Raw genomic sequence first — 26771 nt, 5'->3', positions numbered from 1 at the left:
TAATTTATTGTTTTTTTCAATCAAGCACTAATTGTTATAGATCTAACATTTCCTTAGTTGCACAAGTTCCGATTGAAACCACTTTGCGACCTTCTTCAGGAATGATCACACGTTCATCTTCAATTCCTAATTCTTTTTTAATCCAATCGTATCCTTCACGATCGATACGTTCAATTAACTCAGGTCCACCAGAACGAACGATACGACCTTTCATCATAATGTGAACGAAATCTGGTTTAATGTGGTCTAATAAACGTTGATAGTGAGTGATTAATAAGCATCCAAAGTTTTCAGAACGCATTGAGTTAACAGCTTCTCCAACAATACGTAATGCATCAACGTCAAGCCCTGAATCAATCTCATCTAAAATTGCAATGTTTGGTTTTAACATCATCATTTGTAAGATTTCATTACGTTTTTTCTCTCCACCAGAGAATCCTTCATTTAAATAACGGTGAGGTAAGTCTTCACGCATTTCAAGTTTTGTAACGTTCTTATCTAATTCACGGATAAATTTAAATAAAGGAACGTCTTTTCCTTCTTCCATACGTGTTTGCATGGCTGTACGTAAGAAGTCTGAGTTTGTCACACCTGGAACTTCTGCAGGATATTGCATCGCTAAGAATAATCCGGCACGAGCACGCTCATCAACTGACATCGCTAATACATCTTCACCATTTAATGTAACATTTCCACTTGTTACTTTATATTTAGGATGCCCCATAATGGTTGAAGATAGTGTTGATTTACCTGTCCCATTAGGACCCATAATCGCATGAACTTCTCCACCCTTAATTTCTAAATTTACGCCTTTTAAAATTTCTTTATCTTCAACATTTGCACGTAATTCTGATATGTTTAAAACAGGTTTTTGCATGTTTTATTTCCTCCACTCAAATCAATTAACTTTTCAAAGTAACTTTATTATACTAAATTCACATTCCAAAACCAAATGATATAATAATCTTCTTCTTGAATCCAGTCAATTTGTAATTAATCTCTATTAGTTTTCGATATAAAAGTTGTATACATACGCGTTTTTTTATCAAAATTAATTTAACATGTAAAATTTTATCCTATTAATAACGCATTTTTCTCAGTTACACAAATTGATAATTATACCTTTTTTTTGTGTTTTTTTAACACAAAAAATTAAAATATTTAAAAAATTATAAATTCAATTTAAAATGACTCCAAATATGAGTCTTTATTACTAACATATTATTTTCAATTGTAGGATTTTGTAGTATGATTGAACAGGATAAAATATGGAGGTTACTGTATGTCGGATTACATCAACATCTTTTTAGGTCTATTTAGTGGACTAGCCCTATTCCTATTTGGAATGGAGTTTATGGGAGATGGTCTTGAAAATGCAGCTGGTTCAAAGCTGAAATCATTCTTCGATAAAGCCATCACGAATCCATTAAAAGGGGCATTAGTAGGAACAATCGTCACAGCAATTATTCAAAGTAGTAGTGCTACAACCGTTATGGTCGTTGGTTTCGTAAACGCTGGATTAATGAGCCTATACCAAGCAGTAGGGGTCATTATGGGGGCTAATATTGGAACAACAATTACAGGTCAATTAATTACATTCAAAATCGATGACTATATTCCACTATTTATTATCATCGGGGCTGCACTAATCCTATTCATGAAGCAACAAAACCGAAAAGAAATCGGAAAAATTATCTTCGGATTCGGTTTACTATTCATGGGATTAACAGCAATGAAGGATGCAATGAGTCCAATTGCTCAAACAACATTCTTCCAAGACTTAATTATAGCCCTTGAAGGAAATATGTTCTTAGGAATTTTAGTCGGGGCCGTTATGACTGCTGTCGTTCAAAGTTCTTCGGCTTCAACAGCGATTTTATTATCATTAGCCGCAACAGGAGCAATTAGTTTGCAAGTTGCAATTCCTATCCTATTTGGTAATAATATCGGAACATGTGTTACTGCTTTACTATCAAGTTTAAATGCAAATAAAGTTGCCAAAAAAGCGGCTTTCATTCACTTGTCATTTAACTTAATTGGAACCCTGATTTTCTTACCACTAATCGGTATCTTATCAAATATCGTGACTCATATGGGTGGTGACATTGATAAGCAAATCGCAAATGCTCATACAATCTTCAACGTTGTAAATGCGATTATCTTACTACCTTTTGCTGGTGTATTTGTTAAGTTAGCTAACTTAGCACTTAAAGACAAAGAAGGTGAACAAGCGTCTATTAATCGCCTTGACCGTCGTTTCTTAGAAACTCCTGCCATTGCATTTGAGCAAGCTTTCCAAGAAAGCTTAACCATGTATGATCTAGCGAAAGAAAACTTAACGCTAGCAACTAATGCATTAATGGATGGAAAAACTACAGACTACAGAAAAATATATGAAAATGAATCAGAAATCAATCGTATGGAACGTGATCTTTCTTCTTTCTTAGTTTCGATTTCATCACACGATATCACAGAGGTAGATACAAATCGTATTGCTTCGATGATTAAGATTGTAAGTGATATTGAACGTATCGGAGATCATAGTAAAAACATTGCAGAGCTTGCTGAAGAAGTGGCAACAAGTAAATTATCATTCACATCTGACGCAATTGAAGAATTAAAATTAATGTATAACTACACATTAGAATCTATTAATTCATCTTATGCAAGTTACAAAAACAACAACCGTCAAAAAGCAAATGATACGGTGATTTTTGAAGAGAATATCGATCGCTTAGAAGAATTATTACGTGATAAACACATTAAGCGTTTAAGTGAAAATAAATGTAATGCTCATAGTGGTGCCGTATTCTTAGATGCTATTTCAAACTTTGAACGTATCGGAGACCACTCAATCAATATCGCTGAATATATCTTAAACTTAAGTGATAATTCAATCAAATAAACCATAAAAAAACAAGCTAAATTTACGTTAGCTTGTTTTTTTTATCTATATAAAAACGAGTTTTATTCCACAATTAGAAATCAGTCTCAATACTTAATCTTTTTAGTCCTAAGTTCCCTTATCGTTTAGATAAAAGGTTTCTAAGTGTGAAAGACTTATCTAGACTTATCGATATGAAATACCAAAAACTAAATCCATTTGTCTTAACACATCTTGCGATTCTTCATAACTGCGAATCGGATAATGTTTGAACAACTCTAATGTGTTCAGTTGAATTTGGCAAACTAATTGATCGGTATAACTTCCATTTTCCATTCGTTTCATTAACATATCTTCAATTTCTATCATTTTAAATAAAATATTATTCATTAAACGTCATCCCTTTCTCTTCGACTACCTCATTATGGACAAGAATTTTCATTTTTAATCAAAAGTTCGATAATAATTAGTCGAGCGAAAGATAGACTATTTTAAAAATCAAGATCGTACACTCTAAAAAGAACTCAATTTTTGGAGGTACATTATGCACACCATCCCGATTATTTTAAACTTATTATGTGGGTTACTCATATTCTTGTATGGAATGAGACAAATGAGTCACGCTCTTAAATCACTAGCTGGAGATAAACTAAAGACCATCTTCAAAACAACCATTACCTCCCCTTATAAAGGGGCGCTCCTTGGTGCGATTTTCACAGCGCTGGTTCAAAGTAGCTCAGCTATTACTGTATTAGTTGTCGGACTCGTTGATTCAGGTCTGATGAGCTTATTACAAGCCACAGGTGTTATTATGGGAGCCAATCTTGGAACCACTGTGACGACACAATTAATCACCTTAAATTTAACGGATTTTATTCCTTACTTTATCTGCGTAGGAACCTGTATCATTGTCTGCTTTAAAAAAAGACCCTTTCACCAAATTGGATATTTTTTATTTAGCTTTGGACTATTATTTCTTGGGCTTCAAATGGTTAAAACAGCCATGAGCCCGATTGTTGAGTCTACCCTCTTTCAACAATTGATTTTCAACGTCCAAGGCAATCTTATCCTTTGTCTACTTCTTGGAATGTCGATTACTTTCCTCATCCAGAGTTCATCTGCATCCACCGCTATCCTTATTTCACTTGTTTCCACCGGTGCGATTTCTTTATATACCGCAATTCCTATTTTATTTGGACATGAAATTGGAACTTGTATGACAGCCATATTATCAAGTTTAGGAGGAAATACAGCTGGAAAACAAGCGGCACTGATTCACTTTACTTTTAACTTGGTAGGAACACTACTCTTTCTGCCATTCATTAGCCTACTCATCGACTTTACCGCCACCTTTAGTCCGTCTCCTGAACGTCAAATCGCCAATGCTCAACTTGTCTTTAATCTCGTCACCGTCCTACTATTTTTACCTTTCTCTAAATACTTCGTTAAATTTGCCACCACTATTTTTAAAGATCGAAAAAAGGGAGTCCGTCTCTAAGACGAACTCCCTTTTTATTTTACAAACGCTTGGTATTCTATTTCTATTATAGGTATTCCATTTAATATTTTCTCAAAACATTGCTTAGCTCAATTAAGATTAATCCATTCATCTTATTTTAACTTTGCATCTAATTCATTTGAAATAGCTAAGTTATAGATATAAGCATTGTTAACTTCATTAATAAAATCAATCTTCATCTCATCAGATAGTTGAATATCCGCTAACATGTTGTGATATTTCATCACGTATCCTCGTAAATCATTAATTTCTGGGAATTGATAATAATTTAAAGCTTGTTGGTCAATTTTATAGCTTGTACTTAAGAGGGATAAGAACATACGTCCTCCAAATAAATCAGCTAAAAATCTTGTATAAGCATAAGAAACCACTAATTCAGGTTGTGAGGTTGATAAAGCTTCAATTTTGGCCACACATGCTTCCGTTGATGCTAATGGTTGCATTGATGATAATTTATCTCCTAATAAAAAGGCTAAATCTTGACGCATTAATTCAGAACGATATAGTTCTTTTGTCACAAATGGTTTGACGACTTCATTTTGTTCATTTTCATCAAGTGCCTTTTCAATGGCTTGATACATTTTTTCTAGATTATAAAGGTACTCTGCATATCCCTCAACCGATGCCTCTCCATCTACTAACTTCTTAATATATCCTGTATGTTCTGCTGCACTATGTAGTAAAGACGTTTTTTCTCTAATGTCCATCATAAATTTCATTTCAATCACCTCATTTAGTTATAATTGATAATTATTATCAACTACTGTAATTAAAGTTTACCAACAATGATAATTATTATCAAATAATATGCACAAAAAAACATCTCTGTGCGAGATGTTTTTTTATTTAGTTCATAAAGGCTTCAATGTCTTCGATTGATTTAATGATATCTTTTGATAAGTTTTCATATCCATCTTCTGTAACTAAGATATCATCTTCAATACGAATTCCGATTCCTTCTTCTTCAATGTATAATCCTGGTTCAATCGTAATAACCATACCTGGTTGTAAGACACCCCCACGACCTCCAACATCATGTGTATCAAGTCCTAAATAGTGTCCGATTCCATGGTAGTAGTAACGTGAAACTTCCTCATCTTTTTCAATTAAGCCAAGTTTTTTACATCCTTCAGCTAATTTACGACGGGCAAACTCATTAACTTCTGCCATTGGAAGACCCGGTTTAATAATTTCGATGGTTGCTAATTGTGCGTCTAAAACTGCTTGATAAACGGCGCGTTGACGATCCGTGAACTTTCCGTTAATCGGGAAGGTACGTGAAATGTCTGAACAGTAATAATTCCACTCACATCCAAGGTCAAATAAAATTAAATCTCCGTCTTGGCACACAGAATCATTTTTATCATAATGAAGCACTGTTGCATTAACTCCTGAAGCTGCAATCGTATGGAATGAGGTTTTCTTAACCCCTTCCGTTTTAATTGCAAAATCATAATGTGCTTCTAATTGATACTCAAGCATCCCAGGCTTTGAAGCTTTCATTAAGCTTTCAATCCCGATTCGTGTTTTTTCAATCGCTGTACGCATATTTTTAATTTCATCTTCTGACTTAATTAAACGTAATTTCGTAATATCATGATAAACATTTTCAAGACGTACAAATGGATATTTCTCTTTTAATTGTTTAGCAAATTCAATTTGCACTGTATCAGGATGATGATATGAACCGCGCTCTAAATCTAAATAAATGGATTCAATGCGGTCATTTAATAGCCAGCGTCCTAAAACATTTTCTAATTCACAAATTGGTAAGATACTTTTAATTCCTGAAATCTCATGCGCCTCTTCTTTGCTTAAACGTTTTCCAGTCCATTTTTCTTCGACTTCTGAAACAGTCTCAATGAATAAATGATGTTCAATCACACCATTCATTTTCTTTAAAACATAAGCCATTTTAGGGCGGTCAATATTCGTTAAATAATAAAAATTACGTTGTGGTGTATAAGTATAACGTTGATCTCCTGAACTAACCGGAGCCTCTCCCGAGAATAATACAATAATAGAATCGTCTTTAATATTAGCTCCTAGCTTACGACGACGAGACTTTAATATTTCGATCATCATTAACACTCCTTTTCACAAGAATTGTTACTATTATAGCATAAAAAGAGGTATTCAATAATGTAATTTACATGTAAAAAAACTCATTTCATCCTAAAAATTTCTCTCTCTTTAAACAAACGTAGTGAGCACAACCGATTCCCTAGGCTACATGACTCACCTATCGCTTTCCTCCATTAGTCCCCCTCGGGTAGGGAAAATAAAAGTTTCTAAGGATGAAAAACTTATCTGCTCTTATATATAAAAAAACATTCTAATTCAATAGAATGTTCTTTTCCTGTGCTATAACATTTGTGATACTTTTTCAATAGCATAAGCCTGATGGTCAAGAAACAATTCACTAATGCAGTCTTCTAGAGGTAACCAGACTAATTCATGATCTTGTTCAATCGGTTCTGTCACTTCATCCACTTTGCTTGCTAAATAAAAATAACCTGTTGAGTACAGATATTTGTCACGATAAATTGAAAAATGATAATTAGCCGCCTGGCAAACATACTCATTAATTTCAATTTCCCATCCGAGTTCTTCTAAGCACTCGCGTCGTAAACAAGCCTCTTTACTCTCTTCTCCTTCTAGTCCACCACCTGGCAAGAAATATCCATGTGGCAATTTGACTGTTGCAACTTCATTCTTCTCATTCATAATAATTGCATAAACACCTTTTCGATCAATATAAGTTTGATCGGCTAACTTTTCTCCAAAAACAGCTTCTACCATTCCTTACACTTCCAATCTATATTTCACAATTATAAATCCATCTCAGGATTTAAACCTCTTTGAGACTAAGGTATCCCCTAGTCCAGTGGTCTCCTCAGTTGATAAGAAAAGTATAGTTTTTCTAGTATGAAAAACTTATCCCACCTTATCTATAGAAACAGAAATGTTTCTTTATTTTTAGAGTCTGACTTAATCGCTAAGTCTTTTGATAATAAGGCCAACTTTAGTCACGGGAACACCCTTTTTTAAAAGAAAACTAGGACCTAAAGTTCACTTAACATAATGAAGCCCTCCTATCAATTGCCACAGGCAATCTAACCCTCACCTGCTAGTCGTAAAGTAAAGTTTTTACAATATGAAAAACTTATCTCACCTTATCTCTTTCAAACTCTAAAGTTTTTATATTGTACTGATTATAACGACAATAAGTCAAGTTTTTTGTCGTTTTTTGCCTTCATCAATAAGAGTGCCATTTTTTTATCTAAAGAAATAGCCCTAATAAGATAGGAATAAAAATGGCAGGAACTAAATTCATAATTTTTATATGAGTTATCTTCAAAACATTGAACCCCAGTGCAATGATTAATAAAGATCCTACACACGTCATCTCATTAATCACACTATCCGTTAAAAATGGTGCTAATACACCGGCTAATAATGAAATACTGCCCTGATAAGTCAGAACAAAAGCACCCGATAAAATAACCCCGATTCCAAGCGTTGACGCAAAAATAACGGCGGAAACCCCATCAAGCATCGACTTCGTTAATAACATATCATAATTTCCAACTAATCCATCTTGTAAAGCTCCGATAATCGCCATGGCTCCAACACAAAACAACAAACTCGCCGTCACAAACCCCTCTGAAATCGAGGTCTTAGAATCAACCTTTTTAAACTTCCTCTCAAGCCACAGTCCTAACTGATTAACACGCTCATCTAAATCCAAACATTCACCGATAACGGCTCCAATGACCATCGAAAAAATAATAACAAGGCTATTTTCCCCCTTCAAAGCTCCCGTAAAACCGATATACAACACACATAAGGCCAACCCATTCATAATTGTATCTGTTAGTTTACTTGGAATTCCTTTTCTAAAAAGTAGTCCTAAACTTCCACCAATGATAATCGCTCCTGTATTCACCAATGTTCCTACCATGTTTTCCCTCCCTTACATAATGAATAAATTATACACAATCAACTAAAAAAAGAATAGAGAAAAAGGAGGGGATTAACAAATTTTCCCCCACTCCTTTTCACCTATTCTTTTACTTTTTTATCTTAATCGCTTACTCATATAAATACACTCATTAAAGCCTGCCTGCTTCGCAAACATCTGTTTTTTACGTTTCAGAACCTTAAAACCTAACGATTCATATAACTTAAGCGCTCCTGTATTCACATCAATCACATCTAACAAATATTCATGTCCACATGATTTTAACATACATTCTTCAAGCAATAATGTTCCAATTCCAAGACGGCGATACGCTTCATCAACTGCTAACGTATTAATATAAATTTGATAAGGCTTTAATGTCAGTCCAGAATTTACAAGATTAAAATAAAATTTTAATCCTTTAAAAAAACCTAAACAGCCTTGTACCTCCTTTAAACTAACCTCAAAAGCCCCTCTAACAGGCGTCGAAACCCCAACTATTCCAACTACCTTATCCTCTGCGATGGCAACAAAACATTGTTCAACGACCATCGCCTTCATAAACAATAAAATAAATGCCTCCTCATCCTCACTAATTGAAAGAAACATCTCACGAAACTGATGCACAGTAAAGTGAGCTGCCTCTTTAATGCGATTACTTCCTAAATCACTTAACCTTTGAATCTTCACCCCTGTCATCTAAATCCCCCATTAATACCTTCGACTTAAAAAATCGTTCACAAAACTCAACTAATGCCTCAATTTGAGACTGGCTGTATTTTGATACCTCGCGGCATACCACTAACTTCTCCTACACATCATCTTCACGATGAATAATCGCAACCACATACCCGCAAAACGTCTCGAGCGGTTCAAACTCTCCAATAACATAGGCATCAATCTCCTCACCATCTCCCCCAATCGTATTAGGAATATACCCATAATTAATCGGATAATAAAACCCGTGCTTCGGATGCCTTGAGCCAAGTGGGCGATCTATCACCACACTCACTTTTTTATTTAACATCCTGACACCTCTTGAGCGTTCGTGAAGCAATCACATCAATTCCAAGCCCTAGCACATCGGATAAAATCACATCGCCACAACTTACTGGCGCCTCTACCTTTATTAATTGAACTGCTTTAACAAACTCCATCATTTTAGATTTTGGGACTGGCTGACTACTTACAACTGGTAAGCGACGATAAATCGCCCCTTCAATAGCAATCGTCGTTGTCACAACGCGCGTTGGATTCGTTGTTTCAGACTTTGCAAACGCTAGCCCTCTTTTGCAATGGTTTCCACTCACATGCCCTTCTTCATCAATGTTTAGTGAACATCCAACCGGGCAAACAATACACGTTAACGCTTGACTCATGTAACGCTCCTCCTAAATAGAAACTGAAATATAATTTATATTTTTATAATCTAGCTTAGTATCTAAGCCCTTTTGATACTGAGGTATAACGATAGTCCCGTTAAAAGTTTTCAACGACACAAAACTTATCAGGAGTTATATAGACATTTGACTTCAATCGTTAAATCCTTACCTGATGAATTTAACACTTCAGTTGGAATTTTAATTTTTTCCATTTCTGCCGGTAACAATACATGACGTTTCAACTGATGAACGACTTTTCCATCCTGAACAACATTAACAATTGCTTGCTGATACTTTTTTGTCACACGGTACATTAACTCAAGTGAAGCCTCAAGTTCTTTTGGTCTAATTTTTTGAGGTAGCGCATATTTGATTCCTTCTCCTGCCTTGACTTCTAACACCCTATCATCATGACCTAAATGACCAAGCGCATATAAAGCAGCATAATATCCTGCACGCTCTGCCTCATCCGATACAAAATCAACTAAATCATGAACATGCAACACATTCCCACAAGCAAAAATTCCGCTGACCGTCGTCTCTAAATTTTCAAAAACACAAGCTCCCTTTGTAGCGGGATCAAAGATGACCCCTGCTTTTTTACTTAACCCATTGTCCGGAATCAAACCAACTGAGAATAAAATTGCATCAACCTCAAACTGTTTTTCAGTACCTAGAATCGGTTGACGATCAGCATCGACCTCAGAAATCGTCACCCCCTCGACACGTCGATTTCCTTTAATATCTGTCACGGTATGAGATAAAAAGAGTGGGATATTAAAATCCTCTAAGCACTGCACAATATTTCGTGTCAATCCATTTGAATATGGCATGATTTCAGCTACCCCTAAAACTTCTGCCCCTTCAAGTGCCATTCGACGTGCCATAATCAAACCAATATCTCCCGATCCAACAATAAAAACTTTCTTTCCAACCAAATAACCATCCAAATTTAAATAACGTTGGGCTGTTCCAGCGGTCAAAATACCCACGGGACGAGTTCCTGGAATACTTAGAGCTTGGCGATTATTTTCACGACATCCCATCGCCAAAACAACGGCTGATGCCTTGATATCTTGCTCCCCTTGCTCGTTCAAAATTGTGATGATTTTCTCATTCGTTAAATTCGTTACCATCGTATTTAACATAATTTCAACCGGATACTGCTTCAACTTTTCGATATAACGATTCGCATACTGTGGCCCCGTTAACTCTTCTTTAAACTTATGCAAACCAAATCCATTATGAATACACTGTTGCAAAATACCGCCAAGTTCTCTATCTCGTTCAATTATTAAGACCTTTTTAGCACCACCTTCACAAGCACCAATCGCGGCACCCATTCCAGCCGATCCGCCACCAATAATAACGACCTCATATTGTAACATCTATTTCACCTCACTTACTTTTCTTCAACTAATATATTCGTACCGACTTCATCGTAATTCACTTCATCCACACACTGATTCAACTCCCGTGCTAAAATTTGTAAGACATACGGTTCGCAAAAACTTCCCTGACATTTTCCCATTCCAGGACGGCAACGTTTTTTGACACCTTTAACAGTCGTGGCCCCTGCATGACGTCGAATCGAATCTATGATTTCACCTTCCGTAATTTGCTCACATCGACAAACCATTCGTCCATAAGCAGGATTCTTTTGAATTAGTGCATTCTTCTCCTCTCGAGTTAACGCCTTTAAATTCACATACGGACGTCTTGATGAATCCCATTCTTTTTCATTGAGTTCAATATGGGGGCGAATAAAATCTAGAACATATTTAGAAATCGCAGGAGCTGCTGATAAACCAGGAGATTCAATTCCAATTACATGCACAAACGTTTCATAACGTGAATCGGGTTGAATATAAAAATCACCACTACTACCACTTGCGCGTAACCCTGTAAAAGATCTCATCACATGAGTCGCGGGAAACTGTGGTAAGATACGTGATAACTGATCCTTAATATAATCGTATGCCTCCACCGTTGTTGCCACATTCTCTTTATCATCCACTATCTCTGAATCAGGACCAAGCAACGTATTTCCATGAGTCGTTGGTACGATTAAGACACCTTTCCCACGCTCAGTTGGCGTTGGATAAATAACACGCGAGATAGCATTAAAATCTTTATCTAAAACAAAATAAGTTCCACGACGTGGTTGGATTTCAAACTCGAACTCAGGGTTAATCATTCGTCCAACCTCACAGCCAAACAATCCCGCTGCATTAATCACCATCTTCGCTCGAATCATGCCATTACTCGTTTGAACCTCATAGTTATCACCCTTATGGATTGCCAAAACTTCCGTATTTAACTGAAGTTCTACTCCATTATTTAAGGCAACTTCCATCGCAGCAATTGCCACTTCCCATGGATAAACAATCGCCGTCTCCTCACACACTAACCCCTTCACAATATTGGTAGATAATTGGGGCTCTAGAACTCGAACCTCGTCACCTGAGATTAAACGGACCTTCACCTTATTTTCCTTGGCACGCGATTCAAGTATTTCAAGCTTTTTAACTTCTTCTTCGCTCGTTGCTACTGTTAAAGAACCTATCTTTTTATATCCAACCTTTAAACTTTTACATAACGGTTCATATAAATCTTTTCCAAGTAAATTCAACTTAGCCTTTAATGTGTTAGGAACAGGATCAAACCCAGCATGAATAATCGCACTATTAGCCATCGTACTTTCATTTGCAATATCATTTTCTTTATCAACAACCACCACTTTAACATCATATTTTGATAACTCATATGCCATTAAAGATCCAACAATCCCACATCCAATAATTAAAATATCGACCATTTTATCACCTTCCATTCTTAATTAATACCATCCCTCATGAACAAAAAAAGACGAATAACGTCAGACTCATTCCTAAGTCTTCTCAATTATTCGTCTTCTTAAACTTATTTAAAGAGTTTAACTGCTTCAATCGCTTTTTGCCAACCACTATAAAGTTCATCTCGATCTTCTTTAGATAATTTTGGATCATAGCGCTTTGGTGCAGAGGCATAACTTGCAATTTCTTCAAGATTCTCGTAAACACCTGTTGCAAGTCCCGCTAAATAAGCAGCCCCTAACGCAGTTGTTTCCGTTACTTTTGGAACACTAACTTCAACTCCTAAAATATCACTTTGAAATTGCATTAAAAATTGATTTAACGTTGCACCACCATCCGCTTTTAAATCTAAAATTTCATCATTCAAATCTTCTTTCATGGCCATGATTACATCCTTACTTTGATAAGCAATCGCTTCAAGTGTGGCACGAATAAAATGCTCTTTTGATGTACCGCGTGTTAATCCAAACACACCGCCACGAACTTCACTATCCCAATACGGTGTTCCAAGACCAACAAAAGCTGGCACCACATAAACACCACCACAATCACCGACACGTTGAGCATAAGTTTCCGAATCTTTTGCATCCTTAAACATACGTAGACCATCTCGCAACCACTGAATCGCACTTCCTCCCACAAACACACTTCCTTCTAATGCATAATATGTTTGATTATTAAGTTTCCAAGCGATTGTCGTTAATAATCCATGACTTGACTCAATCGGTTGATGACCCGTATTCATTAAAACAAAACACCCTGTTCCATACGTATTTTTAACCTGACCTTTTTGAAAACACATTTGTCCAAATAAAGCAGCTTGTTGATCCCCACAAACAGCTGCAATTGGCAAAGGACGTCCTGTTATATGAGGAAGGGTGTAAGTATAGATTTCAGACGTTTGTCTAACTTCTGGCAAAATGGATTTTGGGATACCAAATGCCTCAAGTAAGTCATCATCCCATGTTCCAGTATAAATATTGAATAATAACGTACGCGAAGCGTTTGTGACATCTGTAATATGGGCATTTCCTCCTGATAACTTCCAAACTAAATAGCTATCAACGGTTCCAAATAACACTTCATGACGTGCAATTTTTTCTTCAATTCCTTCGATATGATCAAGCATCCATCTAATTTTTGAGGCTGAGAAATAAGAATTAATGAGCAATCCTGTTTTTTCTTTTACCATTTGTTCATAACCTTTTTCTTTCCACTTTTCGCAAATAGCATCCGTTTGACGTGACTGCCAAACAATCGCATGATAAAGTGGTTTTCCTGTGACTTTATCCCACATGATGGTCGTTTCACGTTGATTTGTAATTCCAATTCCTTTGATTTGACTCACATCTACTTTCCCCGATAATAACACGGAACTAATTACTGACATCGTTGAAACCCAAATTTCATTTGCATCTTGTTCAACCCATCCTGATGAGGGATATAAGCACGTAATTTCACGCTGTGCCTTTTCAATTACTTCGCCTTTTTTATTAAAAACAATTGCTCGGGTACTCGTTGTCCCTTGATCAATTGATAAAATTAAACTCATCCTTAAGCACTCCTTTAAAGAAAACGTTTCCTACTATTATACCATGATTACACGTCTAAATCTTGAAAATCTTCAGATATTATTCTGTACGTAATTTAATCATTAAATTACTATCTTATGTTAGATTTTCTTTTTTCGAATTTTGTCAAATCCCCCGTTATCTTTGAATATGATAATAGTATAAAGTCTCGCAAGAGAGGGGGAATACGTTTGGCTAAAACATATCAAGTTATTTATGAACGCAAACAAGGTTCCATTGATTTCTCAGGTGAAGAAACTGATATTTATTATCTTTTTTATGTTGTACATGAGTTAGGCCGTTTAATCTATGAGATAGAATATCAAAAACCGTTATCCGACAACACTTTAATCACTTTAAAACATTTAAATGCTGACCAAACAATCGCTGAAATAAAAAGAATACTGCATATTTTTAGTTCTTTCCCGTCACCCTCTATTCAATTAAATGCCTTTATTGAGGTCATTAATCGTGATGAAATTTATACAACCATTGAATTAAAAGATAAAGGGCAAAAGCATTCCAACGATCAACTTATTACCGATTTGTATCTATTTCAATTATTCTCACATCTAAACTTACTTCGCGGTTACGACTTTTCAGACTTAGATGAATTTCCTGAGGAAAAAGTTCCATCTTACGTTAATTAAAATTTAAAAAGCGAGCCAAATGGGCTCGCTTTTTAAAACATAGTGTAACAAAACAAACGGCTTAAATACTTTCTCTGCTAACGAGTAGAAGAAAAAATATCAACAAAGGTTTCTTAATACATTCCTTTCGTATAATAACACTCCATGTTAAAGTCCTCTACTCTTTAACTAAACCTCATTTTTCAGAATTATATAATTCCTTGCCAAGAATTTAATTAAAATATTAAATCTCATTATCCCCCCGATAAAGACATTAAACTAACATTTTTCACCCTGAAAAAGAGTAGTGTTATTTACACTATTAAATTTACCACACCATGAATACGTTTACAACAAAGTTTGTGTGTTCTTTTGATGAACTGTGCTTATTTAGGTAAAAATGACTCCATAAAAAAAAGTCATATTCTTCACTTTATTATTCTTAAATAAAAAAAGATAACTTCCCCCATAGAAGTTATCTTTTTATGTTAATTCATTACTCAAATATAAGTCCCCACTTATCCTGGCTCTCCACTTGGCGAAAACCAAGTCAAACACTTGAACCAAATCAAAAAATTCACGATTCGAATCAAGACATTACCCAAAATTCTCTCTAATCTTCTCAATTCAAAAATTTTTTACTCTAAATACAACTCTAAAACTCGTTGTGCTTCTTTTTTCATCTCATCAACTAAACTACTAGGTGATAGTACTTTAACTGCACTCCCCTGACTCCTTAACCACATGTCAATCCCTCTACCATAGACCTCTGCTTCAACAACAAATTTATTAAAATCTTGTTCGATAATAGTGGCTGTTGGAAGACGGTCAAGGACTGGTTCAATTCGAGGGCCATAAAATTCAAATTTTACACGTAAAAGTTCTCCCAAATACATAAACTGAATTCTTTTTCTAAACTCTCCCTCTTCAAAGCGATTTGAATAAGGGACGTAGAAATTTCGATTGATTACTTTATAATCATTAAAGCGATCAATTCTAAAAATACGTAAATGATCATCTTTAACGTGATTGTAATCTAAAGCATTCGGCTTCAATTCTTCCATATAAGCAATTAAATAAAAATAATACTCAGAAAAAATAATGCCAACTGGCTGTAGATAACGCTTAATTGTAATAAAATCTTCGCGTGTATAAGACATCTCAATAACCTGTCTTCTTTGAATAATCTCGCTAAATTCCCAGACCTTTGTTAATAGTTCTTCATTATGCTGCAATGGAACATAATTTAAAAGTTCGTTCCCAATCAATTCCTTAATCATCTTTTGATTAGATTGATCCATCTGTTTTAACAACATGTTAATCAAATCATTCATTTCTTTTTGATTAAACGCCCGCGTCCCCAACATAACTTTGATGATTGCAAAAATATCCTCTCGGCGTAAATGATATTGTTCAGCATTTTCTAAAATATATCCACCTTGCTTCCGACTATACTTAATCATTAAGTCAGCTCGCTCCGTTTGTTCCCCTAGATAAATGTTTAAATGTTCAATATCGCGTTGAATGGATTTTTCACTAACACCAAATTCTAGAGCTAATTGTTGTTTATTTAAAACTCGCCCTTCTATTAGGCGTTGATAAATGGATAAAATCCGATTAAACTTTAAATCTTTCCCTTGTAACATAACTTCACCATTTCTTTCCTATTATACCATAGAACATGGACACTTATTGTCTATATAGTCTTTTTATAGGTTTTATTTTATCATTTTTTGTCAATTTTTCTTCCCCTTTATCTCAATTTAAGTAAAAAAACGATAGCACCTGCTATCGTTTTTCGCTGTTATTTTACTATTCGTTTTTGTTCAACCGCCCACGCACTTGCGATCATATCTTTAACTGCCGGATGCTTTGGCATCCAACCTAGAATTTCTTTTGCTTTTTGACTAGAAGCAATTAACTTTGCCGGATCACCTGCACGACGTGGTGAAATAATCGCTGGAATTGGGTGGTTCGTCACTTCACGTGCTGCTTCAATCATTTCAAGCACGCTGAATCCTTCCCCATTTCCTAAGTTACAAATTGTACTTTCTCCACCGTTTACAAGATATTGCATCGCTAAAATATGAGCCTCTGCTAAATCGCAAACGTGAATGTAGTCACGGATACAAGTCCCATCTGCTGTTTCATAATCATCACCAAAAACATTAATCGCTTCGCGACGTCCTGATGCAACTTGTAAAATAATTGGAATTAAATGCGTTTCAGGATCATGTTTCTCCCCAATTAATCCTGATTCATGTGCTCCCGCTACATTGAAATAACGTAATGAAACATAATTTGTATCATGAGCTTTATGGTACCAGTTAATCATACGTTCCATTGCTAATTTTGTTTCTCCATAAACATTTGTCGGGTTTGTTGGATCTGTTTCTAGGATTGGAATATTTTGTGCTTCTCCGTATGTGGCAGCAGTAGATGAGAAGACAATATTTTTTACCCCACAGTCTTCCATTGCTTTTAATAAAACATTTGTTCCACTCATGTTATTATCATAATATTTAAATGGATTTGTCATACTTTCCCCGACTAAAGAGTAAGCCGCAAAGTGGATGACTCCATCTACCAATTCTTTGCGTAAGACCTCTGTCATAAAACGATAATCTGAAATACTTCCATGATAGAAAGTCGCCTCCGGATGAACATCCCCACGATGCCCAGTCACTAAATTATCAACGACTACGACGTCATGCCCTTGTTCAATTAATGCATAAACGGCATGAGAACCAATATAGCCAGCTCCACCTGTTACTAAAACTTTCATTTAACTTCCTCCTTAAAATGAACGATTAATTGAGTTAATAAAGCGTTGTATCCCCGCTAATCCTTCTTCATCTAGTTTATAAACGCCACAACATTCTAAAATCTCTACAAATTTAGAACCTACTTCTGCTTCAATAATTGACATGGCTTTGCAAACTTCCACCGCTTCATAACGTCTTAGCATTTCCTCAAGCCATGGCACATGTTTTTCTAACTTAGCATTTATTAAGACATCTGCATCTCGTAAAATAAGGGCTTCTTTTACTACCTCTAATTCATCTTTTAAACGTCCTGGTAAAACAGCTAATCCCATAACCTCAATTAACCCAATGTTTTCTTTTTTCAAATGATGTAAGTGAGCATGAGGATGATAGATTCCATCAGGATGATCTTCAGATGTACGATTATTACGTAACACTAAATCTAACTCATATTTTCCTTCTTTAAAACGAGCGATTGGTGTAATCGTATTATGAGGTGTTTCATCTGTATAAGCTAAAATTCCTAATGATTCATCGCTATACCCACGCCAATGCTTTAACATAATATCCCCAAGTTCTACTAAACGATGACGATCCGTTGATTTTAAACGTAACACACTAAGTGGCCAATTCACAAAACCAACTTCAACATCTGCAAAATTTAAAACATTTAACGTTTTTAAAATCGGTGCTTTCTCCATTGCAAATTCATAAGCTCCACCTTGGAAATGATCATGTGTTAAAATAGATCCCCCGACAATCGGTAAGTCTGCATTTGATCCAATGAAGTAATGTTTAAATTGTTCTACAAATTGTAATAAGCGTTCAAATGTTTTGGCTGAAATTTTCATGGGCTCATGCGCACCTTTTAAAATGATACAGTGCTCATTATAGTAAACATACGGAGAATATTGCAAGAACCATTCTTCATTTGTTAACGTTAAAGGAATAATACGATGGTTTTGACGTGCTGGATGATTTAATGTCCCAGCATACCCAACATTTTCTTTACATAGTAAACATTTTGGGTAATTTGAGCTTGGTAGACTTTTCGCCATCGCAATCGCCTTTGGATCTTTCTCAGGCTTTGATAAATTAATCGTAATATCTAAATCACCATATTTAGTTGATGATTTCCAACTTAAATTTTTTTCAACACGGCTTACTCGAATATAATTCGAAGCCTTACTTAAATTATAATAATAACTTGTCGCAACTTTAGGATTATTAGCATGAAGTCCATTAAATGTTTTAATCACTTCAGATGGACGTGGCATTAAACAGTCCATGATTTTAGTATCTAATAAATCACGATGATCGATGCTGTCACATTCTAGTACACCAGTTGAAGCAGCATAATCTAAAATAGCTTCTAAAATTTCACTTGGATTTTCCATCGATTCTAATTGAACTTCTTCATATTCAAATGCAGGCAATCTTAAAATATCGATGATTTTATTTGCAGTATATACGACATCAGCTTCTTCGATCATGTGATGAGTTAATGCAAAACTGATGAGACGATTAATTTCATAATTGATATTCATGCCTTTTCTCCCCTTAAACTAAAGTTTTTGTTCCATCTCCAATTGTGGCAACATATAAATCTGCATCATAGCCAATGGCTTCTTTATATCCTTTTGCGATTGCTTGTTTAACTGTCTCTAATGTTTCATTTTTAACTAACGCAATCGCACATCCACCAAATCCTGCTCCCGTCATACGAGCTCCTAGCACACCTTCTTGTGCCCAAGCTAGTTCAACAATTGTATCTAATTCCGTCCCTGTTACTTCATAATCATCACGTAATGATTTATGTGAAGCATTTAATAATTTTCCAAAACGTCTTAAGTCGCCACTTCCTAATGCATCAATGGCTAATTTAACACGTTCATTTTCCGTTACAGCATGCTTTGCACGGCGATATAAAATATCTTTATTTAATACCCTTGAGACATTATCAAACTCAGCAACACTTAAATCACATAAGAAATTAATATCTACTTTTGTTTTTAATAATTCTAATGCCGCCTCACACTCTCCTCGACGCTCATTATATTTTGAATCCGCTAATTCACGTTTTTTATTTGTATTCATAATTAAAATAGAATGATTCCCTAAATTAGCTTCTGCATACTCATATGATAAATCATTTGTATTTAATTTAATAGCTGAGTCCTTTTTCCCCATCCCAATCGCAAATTGATCCATAATTCCACAATTAACGCCTACATATTCGTTTTCAGCCTTTTGTGATAACTTCACCATATCAACCATTGTGATATCATAACCATTTAATTCTTTTAAAATTTGTGACACTAATAATTCCAGTGATGCTGAAGACGATAATCCTGATCCATTTGGAATTGTTCCAAAGACGTAGGCATCGAATCCATTCGCAATTTCATATCCTGCTTCTAAAAATTGGACCATAACCCCTTTAACATAAGCACTCCAGTTTTCATCTTCTGTATGAGCTAAATTTGTTAATTCAAATTCAATCATGCCGCGTTCTTCAAAGTTTCCTGAATATAAACGAACTTTTTTATCTTCACGCTCTGATACAACTGCATAAGTCCCATAAGTAATTGCACATGGAAATACACATCCCCCATTGTAATCAATATGCTCCCCAATTAAATTAACACGTCCTGGAGAGAAAAACATTTTGGTTTCTTTCCCCTCACCGAATACTTTTTCAAATGCTTCTTTCATATTTTCAACCATCATTTCATTTCCCTCTCTTTTTTTAATTTTTCTATTTCTTTATTCGTTCTTTTACTTGACGATTTCTTTCTGTACTAAAATTTTATACTTTTTTACTAAAAAAATCAATAGTATTTTGTTAAAACCCTTACATTTTTTTGAAATGTTTCGGCTATTCTGTTTTATTTTATGAAAGATGATGATAAAATAATAGTGAAAATAGTGATAAAAATATTCATTATTCATAGAAAGGAGGCGCCTTATGGCAAAAATTAAAGATATTGCTGACTTAACTGGTTTTTCTATTACAACCATTTCTCGAGTTTTAAATCAAGATAAAAACTTTAATGTATCAGATGATACTCGTTTAAAAATTATGGCAACTGCTGAAAAATTGAATTATGTTCCACTTAGTCGTCGTAACAAAACAACAAAAAAGACATCCGGATTAACAATTGGATTAGTTTACTGGTATTCAGTAGCAGAAGAAATTACAGATCCGTATTATATGTCAATTCGATTAGCTATCGAAAACCAATGTCAGGTTCAAAATATAAAATTAGAAAAAATCTATCTTCCAATGAAATCATTTGAAGATATTGCTGCCATGAATTTAGATGGATTAATTGCCCTCGGAAAATACAGTCATGATGAGATTGATAAACTGTATGAAATCAATCCCCATCTTGTTTTAGTTGACTGCTATTCAAAACACTATAATATCGATGTCGTGATGGCAGATTTAACAGAAGCAACAAAAGATATTATTAAATATTTAGTAGATTTAAAATTAAATTCAATCGGATTTATCTGTGGAATTGAAAAAACATTAGATGGACAAGAACTTCTTGATATGCGTTTAACTACTTATATTGATGAAATGACAAAAATGAAACGATTTAATCAAAGCCATGTTTATCTTGGAGCTTTTACAGCTGATTCAGGGTATGAAATCATGTCTGAGATTATCAAAAAAGATCATCTTCTTGATGCTTATATCGTGGCATCAGATGCGATGGCCATTGGATGCTTAAAAGCATTAAATGAAAATAACATTAAAGTACCAGATGTTGTCTCAATTATTAGTTATGATAATATCTCACTAGCACAGTATACGATTCCATCATTAACAACCATTGATATGAATACAAAACACATGGGGGATACAGCGATTGACTTAATTATTGAACGCATTGCCAATGATCGTGAAATTGCAAAAAAAGTAACGATTCCGACTCGTCTTATTCGACGTTCAAGTAGTTTATAATGAATGATTAAGGGGGATAAAAATGGAATACAAAACAGTTGAAAAAGGTATATTCAATGGCATCAATGTGGTTGAATATAGCATGAAAAATGAAGAGTTAGAAGTTCGTTTTTTAAATCTTGGAGGGGCAATCACTAAAATTGCTCTTGCAAGTGATGACTACAGTGAAAACTTAGTACTTGCTTACGAGAATATTGAATCTTACTTTGATAACGGATGTTACTTAAATACGATTATCGGACGTACCTCAAATCGTATTAAAAACGGAATCTTCGAATTAAATGGCCAGACGATTAACGTTGATCTTAACAATGGACCTAATAATTTACATGGTGGTGCACAGTGTTTAACTTATGCTAACTTTGACGTGATAGAAATTCCATCAGGTTATGCCTTAACAACGACACTACCACATCAAGAAAATGGATTCCCTGGAAACTTATCAGTTAAAGTATGCTACCTTCTTGACAAAAACAACTTTAAAGTCACTTATGAAGCCACAACCGATCAAGATACCATTGTAAACTTAACACAACATGCATACTTCAACTTATCAGGTAACTTAAAAGAAAACATTTATAATCATGAGTTACAAATTAAAGCTGATTATGTTGCTGAGGTGGATGAAAACTTATCATTTACAACACAATTAGTACCGGTTAAAGGAACATTATTTGATTTCAATCAACCAACGATTGTTAATCATAAGTCTAAAGAAGTGTTACCCTTATTTGAAAACACATCAGGATATGATCACTTATATCTTCTAAGCGATATTGACCATGCCGTTGTCTTTAAACATTTAGATTCAAATCGCACCTTAAAAGTTTCAACAACCTCACCTTCTATGCAATTTTATGCCGGAAATTTCCTAACACCAGATTTAACATTTGAAAATGGTCGTATGGGAGAAAATCATTTAGGGGCTTGTTTTGAAACACATTTAGTTCCATTTGATTTCGAATCACAAGTTTTAAAACCAGGCGAAATTTATACTCAAGAAACAACCTTCACATTTACAAAATAACAAAAGAGGTGGCTCATTAGAAGTCACCTCTTTTATTATTTTGTACAAGAACTAACCAAATAAATGATTTCATCCTATTACTTAAAAAGTTAACTTATAACTCCTTACTGCTAATAGGCTATCTTCTCCTCAATTACGATAAAACTCATGAATCACTTTTTTTCGAAGTTTTTAATAAACTCCCCTACTCCTTCATATGTTAGAAGTATAAGACTTGAAAGAGGAGTGAAATGAATGAGGATTATCTACTACGAGCCCGAACATCTAGCAGCTTGTGCCCACCTTTTAATTGAAGTTTATAATACAACGACTTGGGATTGTCGCTGGTCTACTGAAAAAGCTAAAACCTATATTGAAGAACTCACTCAAATGCCACGCTTTGTTGGTTTTTTACTTGAAGACGATGGAGAAATTGTTGGAGTTTCACTTTGTCATGAACGCACATGGTGGCGTCACGATGAATTGAATATAAATGAGTTTTATATTTCACCGGATCTTCAACATCGTGGATATGGAACACACTTGATTCGATTTATGGAGAAGTATGTGAAAGAAAGAAATCTAGCTGGTATTACCTTGATGACTAATAACGTAGATGCCGCACAGTTTTACCACAAAAATAAATTTCACTACAACGACCTAGTGTTCATGTACAAAGGGATTGAATCAAAGGTCAAATCAGATGAGAGACTTGCATAGTCTCTTTTTGTGCATAAGGAGGAATCATAATGGATATTAAAATTGAACGTTCAAATCATCTCAAGAAAAAACCGAGTGGTGAACCTCTTGGGTTTGGACAATATTTTACCGATCATATGTTTACAATGGATTATACAGAAGGAATCGGTTGGCACGATGCTAAAATTATTCCTTACGGACCGATTGAACTCGACCCGGCTTGCATGGTGTTTCACTATGCTCAAGAAACATTTGAAGGGTTAAAAGCCTATAAATTACAAGATGGTCAAATTGCTTTATTTAGACCTGAACTAAATGCTCATCGCTTAAATCAATCCAATGCGCGACTTTGTATGCCTGAAGTTCCTGAGGATTTATTCATTAAAGCGATTGAAACACTCGTCAAATACGAACAGGATTGGATTCCAGATGAGTTTGAACACTCTCTATACATCCGCCCCTTTATGTTTGCAACCGAAGCGGGAGTTGGCGTTCATCCATCAAAACAATACAAATTCATCATCATTTTATCACCAGTCAGCTCCTATTATCCTGAAGGCGTGAACCCTGTTAAAATTTGGGTTGAAGATGAATATGTTCGAGCTGTCATCGGGGGAACGGGATTCACAAAATGCGGTGGAAATTACGCCTCAAGCATCGTCGCCGAGAGAAAAGCGAAAGAGCACGGTTATACACAGGTATTATGGTTAGATGGGATTCATCGTCGATATATTGAAGAAGTGGGAACAATGAATGCCATGTTCGTGATTGATAACAAGGTAATTACAGCCCCTCTTCACGGTTCTATTTTGCCTGGGGTCACTCGTAATTCGATTATCCATCTTCTAAAAGACTGGGGCATCACGGTAGAAGAGCGACTTTTAAGTATTGAAGAATTAATGGACGCAGGCCATAATGGAACCTTAACTGAAGCGTTCGGTACAGGAACTGCTGCCGTTATTTCACCCATTGGAGAACTTTATTATAAGGGAGATGAAATTATCATTAATGGTTTTGAAACCGGTCCTCTCACTCATAAACTTTATGAAACTCTTACAAAAATTCAGTGGGGATTAATACCTGATTCTTATGGTTGGATTCATCTGATTCCATAAACACAAAAAAAGGAGCATTCTTTAATGACATGCTCCTTTTAATATTGTAAGTCAATTTTTTCAATTTCCATATGATCATCATTTAGATGAAGGATTGCCATGGTTAATGGTAATGAAAATCGCCGACGTCCACAACCACCGGGATTTAAATACTTAATCCCCTCACGTTCCTCATACTCATACTTATGTGAGTGACCATAAATAATAAGATTAACATGATTCATATTTTTAGGAATATCTAATTTATCGTGTACAACATAAATTAAGATTTCACCCAACTCAATTTCTAAATCTTTTGGAAGATCGAGTGCTTTATCATTATTTCCTGCTACCACGAACGTTTTAGCAATCTGATTTAAACGTTCCATAATCTCTACCTGACAGACATCACCTGCATGAATAATATAATCACAGTCTTTTAAATAATCTAACACCTCTTCTCTTAAAACATTATGAGTATCTGAAATAACGCCAACTTTCATAACTAAACTCCTTATTTTCATCATCGCATCTATTGTTTTCCTTTAATAATCAAGACATCCTAAATATTTAGTTTACATCAATACAGTATTTTAGCTTATTATTTATCTAAAAAAAAGAAGCTATCCCAAACTAGATAACTTCTTTCAAAATTAAATTATTGTACTAACAATAATGCTTGTTCGTAATCTGACATGGCTTTTGTAGCCGCTTCTTGTGGAGTCGCTAACCCTTCCCAAACTGAACGATACATTGTTTCAGCAGGTGCCCAGAAACTTGCCATTTCAGGAATACTTGGCATCGGTTCAGAGAATTGAGCTTGTTCAAGAACTCCCATTACATAAGCATCATCAGAAAGTCCATCAATAACAGTTGGATCTTGTAAGGCTGGAATTGCTCCACGAACTTTATAAAGAATTTCTAATCCTTCATCAGAAATCATGTATTCTAATACTTGACGTGCTTCATCAGGATGTTGTGTGTAAGCACTAATAGATGCAATGATATTCCCAGAGAATGTTAATGGTTGAACCCCATTAATCGTTGGAATGGTTGTAATTCCCCATTCAAAGTCTGCTGTGTTTTTAATTTCAGAAATAGCCCATGGACCAACGATAACGTATGGCACAGTTCCTTTACCGAACTCAACTTCAACGGTATCAGTTGTTAAGTCAGCATAAGGGACTGGTAAATATTCTTGCATAGATTTGAAATATTCTAATCCAGCAATTGCCTCTTCAGAATCGAAATTAATTGCATTTGGGTCAGTATGATCCGCTCCAAATAATTGGTAACCGTTTGCTGTTAAGAAAAATTGCATCGTATAGGCGTTCCCCGCTTCAAAACGCATGATGAATTTATTTTCAGCCGCATTATTAAACACATCTCCTTGTGCTTTTACTTCTTCAAACGTTGTCGCAACATCAAATCCATTTTCTTCTAATAATGTTTTATTGTAGAATAAAGCAATTGATTCAGTTGAAATTGGAACACCATAATATTGATCTCCTGATTTTGCCGTTTCAACAGCGCTCTCAATAAAACGTGATTTTACATTCTCACTTAAAGATGATCCAAGTGGTAATAAAATATTTCCTTGAATCGATTGTGCCATTGTATCATGTGGCTGTAAGAAAATATCTGGTCCAACCCCTGCCGGTCCATCTAACTCTAACTTAGTTCTAGATTGAGTTGATTCTACGTGTTCCCAAACAATATCAATATTAGAGTATTTTGCTTCGATTGCTTCTTCTAATGCTTCTGCATAATTATCATAATCTAACCATAACTTAATTTCTACTTTATCTCCAGATGTTGAGTCTGTTGTCGTTTCAGGTTTTACTTCAGTATTGCTTGATGAATCCGTTGGCGTTTCAGATTTTGTTTCATTTCCACTACTACATCCAACTAAACCTGCAGCTGCTAATGTCGCTGCAAACAATAACGATGTTACTTTTTTCATTTTTGAATCCCCCTCTAACTTAATCAATAACTAACATAAACTTTTAATGCTTGCCCCTACTATCTTGAAACTATTCCCTAGTTTTTTTAGTTTTTTTAGTAATTTAAAGTTTAAATCAGTTACTATGTTAACGGTTTCATTGCAACACAGATTGAATAGAAATGTTATATTATTTTCTAAAATTTAACCGTTTTTTTATTTGTTGTTAGGAAGATTATTAAGATTAACGAATTTGAATCGTTTCTATTCAAAAAACCAATGAATTGATAATGTATTTTCTACAATTTTTACATATTTACTTTTCAAAATGTCGAATAATGAGTTAGAAACTTTATTTTTTAACTAAAAATTATTAATATTTAAACGGAATTTTATAGGCTATTCTCTGATATCCACCTACGACCTCTCTCTATTTTTTTATCCCAAAATCTTTTACAAAATAAAAACCAATGACACCTCCCCTTTTT

Annotated in this window: 25 protein-coding genes; 7 read left to right on the top strand and 18 right to left on the bottom strand. The window is 34.9% G+C overall.

The genetic code is table 11. The features are described 5' to 3' along the window. Positions 1-34: 34 nt before the first annotated feature. Entirely contained in the window at positions 35-877 is an 843-nt protein-coding gene (gene sufC / locus J6D32_RS13400) for a Fe-S cluster assembly ATPase SufC (RefSeq protein WP_195217829.1), read from the bottom strand. A 405-nt stretch (positions 878-1282) separates the two neighbouring features. Between sufC and J6D32_RS13395 the strand changes: the two genes are divergently transcribed. Further along, positions 1283-2905: a Na/Pi cotransporter family protein gene (locus tag J6D32_RS13395; RefSeq protein ID WP_006784339.1), complete on the top strand. Its 1623-nt coding sequence runs from the start codon at positions 1283-1285 to the stop codon at positions 2903-2905. 165 nt (positions 2906-3070) lie between these two features. On the opposite strand, the gene J6D32_RS13390 is transcribed toward J6D32_RS13395, so the two are convergent. Then, positions 3071-3274, bottom strand: coding sequence for a hypothetical protein (locus tag J6D32_RS13390; protein WP_009607000.1), 204 nt, complete (start codon positions 3272-3274; stop codon positions 3071-3073). A 154-nt stretch (positions 3275-3428) separates the two neighbouring features. Between J6D32_RS13390 and J6D32_RS13385 the strand changes: the two genes are divergently transcribed. Next, a complete protein-coding gene (locus J6D32_RS13385) occupies positions 3429-4382 on the top strand; it encodes a Na/Pi cotransporter family protein (protein ID WP_006784341.1) in 954 nt (317 codons plus the stop codon). A 113-nt stretch (positions 4383-4495) separates the two neighbouring features. Here J6D32_RS13385 and J6D32_RS13380 read toward each other — a convergent pair whose 3' ends face one another. From J6D32_RS13380 to glpK, 10 genes are all read right to left on the bottom strand, one after another. Beyond that, complete coding sequence (locus J6D32_RS13380) at positions 4496-5122, bottom strand: biliverdin-producing heme oxygenase (protein WP_287467760.1); 627 nt, start codon at positions 5120-5122, stop codon at positions 4496-4498. Positions 5123-5249: 127 nt separating this feature from the next. Next, complete coding sequence (locus J6D32_RS13375) at positions 5250-6485, bottom strand: aminopeptidase P family protein (protein WP_287467759.1); 1236 nt, start codon at positions 6483-6485, stop codon at positions 5250-5252. A gap of 282 nt (positions 6486-6767) precedes the next feature. Continuing rightward, on the bottom strand, positions 6768-7205 hold the full coding sequence (locus tag J6D32_RS13370; RefSeq protein ID WP_006784344.1) for an NUDIX hydrolase: 438 nt from the start codon (positions 7203-7205) through the stop codon (positions 6768-6770). A gap of 481 nt (positions 7206-7686) precedes the next feature. After that, positions 7687-8367 carry a DUF554 domain-containing protein gene (locus J6D32_RS13365; RefSeq protein ID WP_009606982.1) on the bottom strand — a complete coding sequence of 227 codons (681 nt, stop codon included), beginning with the start codon at positions 8365-8367 and terminating at the stop codon, positions 7687-7689. Between the two features lie 117 nt (positions 8368-8484). Continuing rightward, entirely contained in the window at positions 8485-9066 is a 582-nt protein-coding gene (locus tag J6D32_RS13360) for a GNAT family N-acetyltransferase (protein WP_006784346.1), read from the bottom strand. A gap of 112 nt (positions 9067-9178) precedes the next feature. Next, entirely contained in the window at positions 9179-9394 is a 216-nt protein-coding gene (locus J6D32_RS13355; RefSeq protein ID WP_238698353.1) for an inorganic diphosphatase, read from the bottom strand. After that, a complete protein-coding gene (locus J6D32_RS13350; protein ID WP_006784349.1) occupies positions 9384-9746 on the bottom strand; it encodes a DUF1667 domain-containing protein in 363 nt (120 codons plus the stop codon). The genes J6D32_RS13355 and J6D32_RS13350 overlap by 11 nt, the downstream gene beginning before the upstream one ends. A 128-nt stretch (positions 9747-9874) precedes the next feature. Next, complete coding sequence (locus J6D32_RS13345; RefSeq protein WP_147633489.1) at positions 9875-11137, bottom strand: NAD(P)/FAD-dependent oxidoreductase; 1263 nt, start codon at positions 11135-11137, stop codon at positions 9875-9877. Between the two features lie 14 nt (positions 11138-11151). Beyond that, a complete protein-coding gene (locus J6D32_RS13340; protein WP_147633490.1) occupies positions 11152-12567 on the bottom strand; it encodes an NAD(P)/FAD-dependent oxidoreductase in 1416 nt (471 codons plus the stop codon). A 104-nt stretch (positions 12568-12671) separates the two neighbouring features. Then, positions 12672-14156 (bottom strand): glycerol kinase GlpK, encoded by a 1485-nt coding sequence (glpK, locus tag J6D32_RS13335; RefSeq protein ID WP_009606992.1) that lies wholly within the window; start codon positions 14154-14156, stop codon positions 12672-12674. Positions 14157-14366: 210 nt separating this feature from the next. On the opposite strand from glpK, the gene J6D32_RS13330 reads away from it, so the two are divergent. Then, positions 14367-14825 carry a hypothetical protein gene (locus tag J6D32_RS13330; RefSeq protein ID WP_006784353.1) on the top strand — a complete coding sequence of 153 codons (459 nt, stop codon included), beginning with the start codon at positions 14367-14369 and terminating at the stop codon, positions 14823-14825. A 617-nt stretch (positions 14826-15442) separates the two neighbouring features. On the opposite strand, the gene J6D32_RS13325 is transcribed toward J6D32_RS13330, so the two are convergent. From J6D32_RS13325 to J6D32_RS13310, 4 genes are all read right to left on the bottom strand, one after another. Next, positions 15443-16450, bottom strand: coding sequence for a helix-turn-helix transcriptional regulator (locus tag J6D32_RS13325; protein ID WP_009606988.1), 1008 nt, complete (start codon positions 16448-16450; stop codon positions 15443-15445). A 158-nt stretch (positions 16451-16608) separates the two neighbouring features. Beyond that, positions 16609-17589: a UDP-glucose 4-epimerase GalE gene (gene galE / locus J6D32_RS13320; protein ID WP_287467758.1), complete on the bottom strand. Its 981-nt coding sequence runs from the start codon at positions 17587-17589 to the stop codon at positions 16609-16611. Between the two features lie 12 nt (positions 17590-17601). Continuing rightward, positions 17602-19116, bottom strand: a complete 1515-nt coding sequence (gene galT, locus J6D32_RS13315) for a UDP-glucose--hexose-1-phosphate uridylyltransferase (RefSeq protein ID WP_055165445.1) — start codon at positions 19114-19116, stop codon at positions 17602-17604. Positions 19117-19129: 13 nt separating this feature from the next. Beyond that, positions 19130-20299, bottom strand: coding sequence for a galactokinase (locus J6D32_RS13310; RefSeq protein ID WP_006784357.1), 1170 nt, complete (start codon positions 20297-20299; stop codon positions 19130-19132). A 238-nt stretch (positions 20300-20537) separates the two neighbouring features. Between J6D32_RS13310 and J6D32_RS13305 the strand changes: the two genes are divergently transcribed. The 4 genes from J6D32_RS13305 to J6D32_RS13290 all read left to right on the top strand — a co-directional run bounded on the left by J6D32_RS13305 (position 20538) and on the right by J6D32_RS13290 (position 24362). Further along, the gene (locus J6D32_RS13305; protein WP_006784358.1) at positions 20538-21542 is read left to right on the top strand and encodes a LacI family DNA-binding transcriptional regulator; all 1005 of its coding nucleotides are present in this window, start codon (positions 20538-20540) and stop codon (positions 21540-21542) included. A 22-nt stretch (positions 21543-21564) separates the two neighbouring features. After that, the gene (locus J6D32_RS13300; RefSeq protein WP_055165447.1) at positions 21565-22569 is read left to right on the top strand and encodes an aldose epimerase family protein; all 1005 of its coding nucleotides are present in this window, start codon (positions 21565-21567) and stop codon (positions 22567-22569) included. Positions 22570-22803: 234 nt separating this feature from the next. Continuing rightward, positions 22804-23268 (top strand): GNAT family N-acetyltransferase, encoded by a 465-nt coding sequence (locus J6D32_RS13295; RefSeq protein WP_006784360.1) that lies wholly within the window; start codon positions 22804-22806, stop codon positions 23266-23268. 29 nt (positions 23269-23297) lie between these two features. After that, positions 23298-24362 (top strand): branched-chain amino acid aminotransferase, encoded by a 1065-nt coding sequence (locus J6D32_RS13290; RefSeq protein WP_006784361.1) that lies wholly within the window; start codon positions 23298-23300, stop codon positions 24360-24362. Between the two features lie 38 nt (positions 24363-24400). Here the strand turns inward: J6D32_RS13290 and J6D32_RS13285 are convergent, their stop codons facing one another. Both J6D32_RS13285 and J6D32_RS13280 read right to left on the bottom strand, forming a co-directional pair. Beyond that, the gene (locus J6D32_RS13285) at positions 24401-24844 is read right to left on the bottom strand and encodes a metallophosphoesterase family protein (RefSeq protein ID WP_055165449.1); all 444 of its coding nucleotides are present in this window, start codon (positions 24842-24844) and stop codon (positions 24401-24403) included. 155 nt (positions 24845-24999) lie between these two features. Continuing rightward, a complete protein-coding gene (locus J6D32_RS13280) occupies positions 25000-26304 on the bottom strand; it encodes a sugar ABC transporter substrate-binding protein (RefSeq protein WP_009607023.1) in 1305 nt (434 codons plus the stop codon). Between the last annotated feature and the right edge of the window lie 467 nt (positions 26305-26771).

Source organism: Turicibacter sp. (assembly GCF_017941855.1).
In the GTDB taxonomy this organism is placed as follows: domain Bacteria; phylum Bacillota_I; class Bacilli_A; order MOL361; family Turicibacteraceae; genus Turicibacter; species Turicibacter sanguinis.
The sequence above is the reverse complement of the archived record's forward strand: the minus strand, read 5'-3'. Positions and strand labels throughout refer to the sequence as shown.

Excerpts from the sequence above, each read along its gene's own strand:
- J6D32_RS13305 (WP_006784358.1), top strand. The coding sequence starts at position 20,538 with ATGGCAAAAATTAAAGATATTGCTGACTTAACTGGTTTTTCTATTACA.
- J6D32_RS13340 (WP_147633490.1), bottom strand. The coding sequence starts at position 12,567 with ATGGTCGATATTTTAATTATTGGATGTGGGATTGTTGGATCTTTAATG.
- galT (WP_055165445.1), bottom strand. The coding sequence starts at position 19,116 with ATGAATATCAATTATGAAATTAATCGTCTCATCAGTTTTGCATTAACT.
- glpK (WP_009606992.1), bottom strand. The coding sequence starts at position 14,156 with ATGAGTTTAATTTTATCAATTGATCAAGGGACAACGAGTACCCGAGCA.
- J6D32_RS13345 (WP_147633489.1), bottom strand. The coding sequence starts at position 11,137 with ATGTTACAATATGAGGTCGTTATTATTGGTGGCGGATCGGCTGGAATG.
- J6D32_RS13370 (WP_006784344.1), bottom strand. The coding sequence starts at position 7,205 with ATGGTAGAAGCTGTTTTTGGAGAAAAGTTAGCCGATCAAACTTATATT.
- J6D32_RS13285 (WP_055165449.1), bottom strand. The coding sequence starts at position 24,844 with ATGAAAGTTGGCGTTATTTCAGATACTCATAATGTTTTAAGAGAAGAG.
- J6D32_RS13295 (WP_006784360.1), top strand. The coding sequence starts at position 22,804 with ATGAGGATTATCTACTACGAGCCCGAACATCTAGCAGCTTGTGCCCAC.
- J6D32_RS13390 (WP_009607000.1), bottom strand. The coding sequence starts at position 3,274 with ATGAATAATATTTTATTTAAAATGATAGAAATTGAAGATATGTTAATG.
- J6D32_RS13385 (WP_006784341.1), top strand. The coding sequence starts at position 3,429 with ATGCACACCATCCCGATTATTTTAAACTTATTATGTGGGTTACTCATA.
- J6D32_RS13365 (WP_009606982.1), bottom strand. The coding sequence starts at position 8,367 with ATGGTAGGAACATTGGTGAATACAGGAGCGATTATCATTGGTGGAAGT.
- J6D32_RS13360 (WP_006784346.1), bottom strand. The coding sequence starts at position 9,066 with ATGACAGGGGTGAAGATTCAAAGGTTAAGTGATTTAGGAAGTAATCGC.
- J6D32_RS13290 (WP_006784361.1), top strand. The coding sequence starts at position 23,298 with ATGGATATTAAAATTGAACGTTCAAATCATCTCAAGAAAAAACCGAGT.
- J6D32_RS13355 (WP_238698353.1), bottom strand. The coding sequence starts at position 9,394 with ATGTTAAATAAAAAAGTGAGTGTGGTGATAGATCGCCCACTTGGCTCA.
- J6D32_RS13375 (WP_287467759.1), bottom strand. The coding sequence starts at position 6,485 with ATGATCGAAATATTAAAGTCTCGTCGTCGTAAGCTAGGAGCTAATATT.
- J6D32_RS13395 (WP_006784339.1), top strand. The coding sequence starts at position 1,283 with ATGTCGGATTACATCAACATCTTTTTAGGTCTATTTAGTGGACTAGCC.
- J6D32_RS13350 (WP_006784349.1), bottom strand. The coding sequence starts at position 9,746 with ATGAGTCAAGCGTTAACGTGTATTGTTTGCCCGGTTGGATGTTCACTA.
- J6D32_RS13300 (WP_055165447.1), top strand. The coding sequence starts at position 21,565 with ATGGAATACAAAACAGTTGAAAAAGGTATATTCAATGGCATCAATGTG.
- J6D32_RS13325 (WP_009606988.1), bottom strand. The coding sequence starts at position 16,450 with ATGTTACAAGGGAAAGATTTAAAGTTTAATCGGATTTTATCCATTTAT.
- J6D32_RS13310 (WP_006784357.1), bottom strand. The coding sequence starts at position 20,299 with ATGATGGTTGAAAATATGAAAGAAGCATTTGAAAAAGTATTCGGTGAG.
- sufC (WP_195217829.1), bottom strand. The coding sequence starts at position 877 with ATGCAAAAACCTGTTTTAAACATATCAGAATTACGTGCAAATGTTGAA.
- J6D32_RS13380 (WP_287467760.1), bottom strand. The coding sequence starts at position 5,122 with ATGAAATTTATGATGGACATTAGAGAAAAAACGTCTTTACTACATAGT.
- galE (WP_287467758.1), bottom strand. The coding sequence starts at position 17,589 with ATGAAAGTTTTAGTAACAGGTGGAGCTGGCTATATTGGTTCTCATGCC.
- J6D32_RS13280 (WP_009607023.1), bottom strand. The coding sequence starts at position 26,304 with ATGAAAAAAGTAACATCGTTATTGTTTGCAGCGACATTAGCAGCTGCA.